Consider the following 5653-nt stretch of genomic DNA (forward strand, 5'->3'; position numbering starts at 1 on the left):
CTTGGTCGAATGATCGGATCATGGAACGAGCATTTAGTTCCTTTAAATTAGTAATTTCTTATCCGAAGCTCAGGTTATGTTAGGGTACATATAAACGTCCAAATAAATAGGAGGTTATATGGCAAGTGGATGGGCACGTGATGGTGCAATTCAAGAACAAATTGACGCAAGCGTTAATGACGCTGTGCAGTATGCTAGAAGTAATTTAGTTTCTGGAGCCAGTGCCGAGCTATGTGAAGAATGTGATGAACCAATACCACAGGCACGAAGACTTGCGGTACCTGGGGTTAAGTATTGTGTAAGCTGCCAAGCTGACCTAGAAGGTAAAGGCGGGCTTTCAAAAGGGCTTAATCGGCGTGGCAGTAAAGACAGTCAATTACGATAAAAAGGTGCATACAGCACCTTTTTTAATATCGTATCAGAGTTGAGCTTAGATAATTAAAAAGGGGTTAGTAAACCTATTAAATAAATTTACTAAAATTTATTTATGTTCTCTTTTTTCTGAATAAGTTCAATTGAGTAGCCATCTGGATCTTTTACAAACGCAATTTCTGTTGTGCCACCCTTTACTGGTCCTGGTTCACGGCTAACGTTACCACCAGCGCCCTTAATATCTTCACAGGCTTTATAAATATCATCAAACTCAATGGCGATATGGCCATAGGCATTACCTAAATCGTAGCTGTCGGTATCCCAGTTATAGGTTAGTTCAAGTACTGTCGTGTCAGTTTCATCACCGTATCCTACAAAGGCGAGGGTGTAGCGGTACTCTTCGTTATCAGCACGGCGTAACTCTTTCATACCGAGCACTTGAGTATAAAACGCAATTGATTTATCTAGATCAGCAACCCGTAACATGGTGTGTAGTAAACGCATTTAAACCCTCTTAAAATTCACATAAATTTTGATAACGCAGCCATTTTATAACAACTACCGCTGCGCTGTTAAAATATCAATAATCCGATTATAAATTATTTCTGTGAGCATCACAGTATCATCGCCATTAGTATTTATAAATTGTACAACGACTGTATCGATATCTTTATAATAACGAGCAATGCTTGAATACCCTAATACCCAACCCGTGTGTTCATACTTATAAAGTGATGCATACAAAGCTTGCTCTTGTTCGTCGAAAAAAGCGCCTTTGTTTAAAGCAATAAGAAAGTCGCCTATATCTTGTGCGGTAGCCACATAGCCTTGATCGAGTGCTTTAAAATCATTCTCATAACCTACGTAGTAACCACTCATCAAATCTACTAAATTTATTTCATGCACTGATGAAAACGTGTTCGTTAGGCCCAGTGGCGTTAAAATTTCATCTTTAATATATTGGTTGTGATCATAACCCAGTACGTTAGACATAATTTTTCGCAGCAACAAATAATTAGTATTAGAATAGCCATAATCAGCATCAGGGCTAAAATCAGCGGGTTCATCGAGCACTAATGCAAGTGGATCAGGGTAGGTGATTGACCAATCAAAATTATCGGTGTCTGTGTAATTGGGTATGCCACTTTTGTGCTTTACCATCATTCGCAATGTAATTTTATCTGCGTTTTCAATGCGCCCAATTAATGATGGAAGATAATCAGCCAGTGTTTTATCTATATCAATACGTCCAATGGCTGCAAGCTTAGTTAAAGCCGCTGCGTCATAAAGCTTTCGGATACTGCCTATTTTAAATAGTGCATTAGGGTATGCGGGGATTTTTTGCTCTCGATCATGCCAACCATTTGCAAAATATTCAGGTTGCTGTCCTTGTTTATGAATGTAAACAATAATGCCATCGACTCCTTGTTCAATAGCCTCTTGTGTTTGTGCTTGAACGTTAGCGGGCAGTGGGTGAAAGTAATATAAAGCAAACTGCCAAGGGGCAAAAATGTATATGCTAGTAAGAGTAACAATGAGAGCTGCAACGCGCAGAAGCGTGAGCGCCTTTTTGTTCTTCAATTGTATCATTGCATTCAGGCCTCATTTATTTTTGGAGTGTGAGGATCAGCTCTTTATTCTACTAAACAGCAATATCATGTGATATTGCTGTTTAGTTATAAGGAGTTCAACTCTATTAAAATATACTTTTTACTTATTAGCTTTGCCCTTAAGAACATAGATTTCGCCATCAAAACTGCCTTGAATTGTTAATCCTTGTCCTGCAAGCTCCTTAAGATAGTCTACATGCTCTTGTGTAATATGTTGCCCCGGAACCAAAAGCGGAATGCCTGGCGGGTAGGGCGTAACTAAACCAGCGCAAATGCGGTTGTTACTTTTGCTAATAGGTACCGATTCGCGCTCGCCATAAAAAGCTTCGCTTGGAATACAGGCTAAGTCTATAGCTGGTAGGTTTTCCGGTAAGCGAGAACGTCGCGTCGATGTGGCTAGTTTTACCTTGCCACTATCGAGTTTTTTCAACGCATTGTATAAACGAATGATCTTCGAACGCGTGCCGCCAAGAGTCAGTAACACCAAAATGGTACTGTGGGTGTATTTTTCTATTTCTAGGCCAATTTCATCAAGAAGATATTTATGAATATCTTTTAATGAATAGGGTAATTCGCTAATGTCGATGAGAATTTTTAGCGGATCGTGACCCATGTTATCACCACTAAAGTGTGGAAATATTTCCATAAAATCTTGTTTACCAAGCACTTTAATTTGTTTGAGTGAAGCCATCTGTTGTTTAAATTCTTCCACATGGTTCAACAAAGCATTGAGTAACTTATAGCCTTCCATCTCTAATTGCTTTTGGCACACATCAAGCGACGCGATAAGCTGATATTTTGGCGATGTACTGGCGTAAATACTGTAAATCTCACGAAAGAAATCAGCATCGAAATCAGGGTCGTTAACATGAATATAAGACGCTTGAGAAAACGCCGATACCACTTTATGCGCCGAATGAGTGACGTAGTCAGCGCCAGCATGAATGGCGGAATAGTATCGTAGGCTTGGATGAAACAGCGAGTAAGCAAACCATGCCTCGTCAATAAATACTTTAATACCATGTTGATGGGCAAAATCGACCACCTGTTTCAGATCGCTCAGTAGGCCATCGTAAGTACAACCGGTGAGAACCAGCAATTTTGCATCGGTATTTTGTTCTATTGCTTGTTTTATATCAGCCAATGACGGCGGCGCAAAAATGCCATATTTAGGATTTAAAATACTCGACAAATAAACAGGTAAACTCGCTGATTGCAAAATGCCATAGTGCACAGATTTATGACAATTGCGGTCGATGATCACTTTATCGCCCTTACGCAGCAATGTCTGCAAGATGATTTTATTTGAGGTAGACGACCCATTGGTAACGAAATAGGTATGCTTGACTTCAAACGTCGCCGCTGCTGACTCTTGCGCACGGCCAATGGTATTGGTGCTATCTGATAATGATCCTAACGAATCAACAGAAACCGACAGATCGCCCACGAACACATTACGACCATAAAACTGATAAAAATCTTTAATATAAGGAGAATTTCTAAAGCTCGAGCCGCCACTGTGACCTGGTGTATGCCAAGAATCGTTTGCTTCGCCAACATAACGGCGATACGCAGTCCAAAATGGGGTTTCTGAGCGGTCATCGAAATCGTTGATCATATAGCCTAAAATTGCTTCAGGATCAGAAATTACCTCATCTTTAAAAAAGAAAGACTCAATCTCCTCCGACTCATTAACGATTTCTAGCCCCTTCGTATCATCGCCAATAACATAAACAGGCAGCTCAAGGCGGATCCCTTTTAACTGCTCGATAAAGCGACTATAAGTGCGTTCGCCAACCTTATTTTGCAAATCCCAGCTAAGCACTACAGCCTGAATATCACCATCTTCCTCTACAATGTCCAACGCTTGTTTTAGCTCAAGACGCTCAATAATATCGATATGAATATCATCTCGCTCAAAATTGACAATGGTCTTCGATAGATTCGTTGAAAGCTCTTGTAAGGTGACTGGATCTTGCTCAATTAACAAGATACGAAGTATTGGTAGCATAGGAATTCTCGTAATAAAATTTCATAATACTCAACAGCATAACTAAAGGATTGACGCTTGTGAAATTAATACTTTGAAAATGTTCTATAACTGCTTTTAGTACGGGTGCAGATATAAGCGTTTATTTAATTAATTTGCAGTATAAGAAAGTGCAAGGTGCCAAGTTAGGCACCTGCATTAGGAAATTGTACGTGTTGATCGAAGAGCAATCGCCATATGGCTATTCAGCCTTATCTTTAAACTCATACAAGTCTTCAATAATACAGCTGCCACTTTTCGAGTTTTTGCTCAACAGCTACCACATTTTTACCCATGGCAAGCTTAGTACGATTTGAAACACGGAGAATATGCGTGTCGACATCGATTGTGGGTCAGCCAAAATATAATGAACGTAGAACGAAAATACTTTCTTTTGCAAGCTGCTTTGAGCGAAAACCAGTCATTCAGGTGAGTCGTCATTAATTTGGTAAGAATGAGAGGAAACTTTCCTCTTTTTTTCATGTTTATATAAGCTATATAAAGCATAATATTTATAGTTGGCAATAATTTACACTATTTGCTATTAATATACGTTCACAAAATAAGGACGTTTTCGCTCTAAAATAGGGAATGTGTCAGGAGGCATTGGTGGAAGAAAAGAATCAAATAGATCAACTGTTTAATGAGATGGCGGAGCAAGTATTAAGCTTTATAGTTAAGTCTGAATCAGGGTTTAACGAAGGTTGGGTGCCAGCAGCTTTTATCAAGCAACAGCTTAATCTCACTAAGAATGCTTACCCGCAAGGTAACAAAACTGATAATAAAACTGGGTGGCTTTTCGCAACGTTAGCTCGCCACTTACAAGATCAGAACAAAGTAGAATTCAAAAAAATTGGTTCACGATCTTATTATAAATCAAACAGGTAGGTTGCAATGTCTTACTCAATAACTAATGTAGTGTGCAAAGAATGTGGCACGAAATGTCAGGCAGCTCTTAATGGAGTATTTCAAGCTAACGGCGAGTATGCTGCAACTTGTACTGCTTGCAACAAGCAAACGTTTTTTGCATGGGGTGTTGAAGCTGCACCAATCGTATCGACTTTTCCTGAAAATACGTCGCCAGTATATTTTGTAAAAGTCATATAGTTCAGACACATAACAAAGCATTAAAGAGTAATTCGCAACGCTTGGCTCTTTCGCTTCGCTCTAGTATAGCCAAGCGCAGCTCACATCTTAATGCGGCGTTGAGGTTGTAGAATTACTCTTTTTAGGAACTGGTTCTACACATTTCACTTGATTGTTTTTTAACCTTGAACCCACAGGATTACTGTGATCTAATAGATATTATTCACCCACGGTAAATTGTTATGGCCAACTATAAGCCTGACTTATCCTGCCAAAATAAATTCATTCCAATCAATTTTGCTGAGCAAATATTGCCAGGTACATTTGAGTATGCGCTTTGTTATATTGTCGAAAATAAACTCGATTTGTCGGGCTTTGACGCGTGGTATAACAATGATAAAACGGGCGCGGCGGCGTATCCACCTTCAGTGATGCTAAAGATTATTTTGCTCGGCTATGCACATGGTTTTATCAGCAGTCGCCGTATTGCTAAGGCGTGTGAGACGAATATTTTGTTCATGAGTGTGTCGGGTGATATTCAACCTCATTACACATC

General features: G+C 39.4%; 7 protein-coding genes and 1 pseudogene. 3 read left to right on the forward strand and 5 right to left on the reverse strand.

Annotation, left to right across the window (positions count from 1 at the left end; translation table 11 throughout):
• The first annotated feature begins 118 nt into the window (after nt 1-118).
• Entirely contained in the window at nt 119-385 is a 267-nt protein-coding gene (locus tag AAEY57_RS18485; protein ID WP_008115225.1) for a DksA/TraR family C4-type zinc finger protein, read from the forward strand.
• Nucleotides 386-474: 89 nt separating this feature from the next.
• Here the strand turns inward: AAEY57_RS18485 and gloA are convergent, their stop codons facing one another.
• From gloA to AAEY57_RS18505, 4 genes and pseudogenes are all read right to left on the reverse strand, one after another.
• Nucleotides 475-876, reverse strand: coding sequence for a lactoylglutathione lyase (gloA, locus tag AAEY57_RS18490; RefSeq protein ID WP_350608493.1), 402 nt, complete (start codon nt 874-876; stop codon nt 475-477).
• 54 nt (nt 877-930) lie between these two features.
• Nucleotides 931-1962: a serine hydrolase domain-containing protein gene (locus AAEY57_RS18495; RefSeq protein WP_350608494.1), complete on the reverse strand. Its 1032-nt coding sequence runs from the start codon at nt 1960-1962 to the stop codon at nt 931-933.
• 120 nt (nt 1963-2082) lie between these two features.
• Nucleotides 2083-3993 (reverse strand): aminotransferase class V-fold PLP-dependent enzyme, encoded by a 1911-nt coding sequence (locus AAEY57_RS18500; protein WP_350608495.1) that lies wholly within the window; start codon nt 3991-3993, stop codon nt 2083-2085.
• A 220-nt stretch (nt 3994-4213) separates the two neighbouring features.
• Nucleotides 4214-4364 (reverse strand): annotated as a pseudogene (locus AAEY57_RS18505) (endonuclease III); the annotation flags it as partial.
• Nucleotides 4365-4620: 256 nt separating this feature from the next.
• Here AAEY57_RS18505 and AAEY57_RS18510 point away from each other — a divergent pair.
• Nucleotides 4621-4899 carry a hypothetical protein gene (locus AAEY57_RS18510; RefSeq protein ID WP_108162567.1) on the forward strand — a complete coding sequence of 93 codons (279 nt, stop codon included), beginning with the start codon at nt 4621-4623 and terminating at the stop codon, nt 4897-4899.
• A gap of 80 nt (nt 4900-4979) precedes the next feature.
• Here AAEY57_RS18510 and AAEY57_RS18515 read toward each other — a convergent pair whose 3' ends face one another.
• Nucleotides 4980-5114 carry a hypothetical protein gene (locus tag AAEY57_RS18515; RefSeq protein ID WP_350608496.1) on the reverse strand — a complete coding sequence of 45 codons (135 nt, stop codon included), beginning with the start codon at nt 5112-5114 and terminating at the stop codon, nt 4980-4982.
• 225 nt (nt 5115-5339) lie between these two features.
• Here AAEY57_RS18515 and AAEY57_RS18520 point away from each other — a divergent pair.
• A partial coding sequence (locus AAEY57_RS18520; RefSeq protein ID WP_350608497.1) for a transposase occupies nt 5340-5653 on the forward strand: 314 nt, incomplete at its 3' end.

It is taken from the genome of Pseudoalteromonas sp. MER144-MNA-CIBAN-0113 (genome assembly GCF_040308965.1).
Taxonomy (GTDB): domain Bacteria; phylum Pseudomonadota; class Gammaproteobacteria; order Enterobacterales; family Alteromonadaceae; genus Pseudoalteromonas; species Pseudoalteromonas tetraodonis.

What these genes read in the sequence shown, in the direction of transcription:
- AAEY57_RS18485 (WP_008115225.1), top strand. Translation starts at nt 119, where the DNA reads ATGGCAAGTGGATGGGCACGTGATGGTGCAATTCAAGAACAAATTGAC.
- gloA (WP_350608493.1), bottom strand. Translation starts at nt 876, where the DNA reads ATGCGTTTACTACACACCATGTTACGGGTTGCTGATCTAGATAAATCA.
- AAEY57_RS18495 (WP_350608494.1), bottom strand. Translation starts at nt 1,962, where the DNA reads ATGATACAATTGAAGAACAAAAAGGCGCTCACGCTTCTGCGCGTTGCA.
- AAEY57_RS18500 (WP_350608495.1), bottom strand. Translation starts at nt 3,993, where the DNA reads ATGCTACCAATACTTCGTATCTTGTTAATTGAGCAAGATCCAGTCACC.
- AAEY57_RS18515 (WP_350608496.1), bottom strand. Translation starts at nt 5,114, where the DNA reads ATGACTTTTACAAAATATACTGGCGACGTATTTTCAGGAAAAGTCGAT.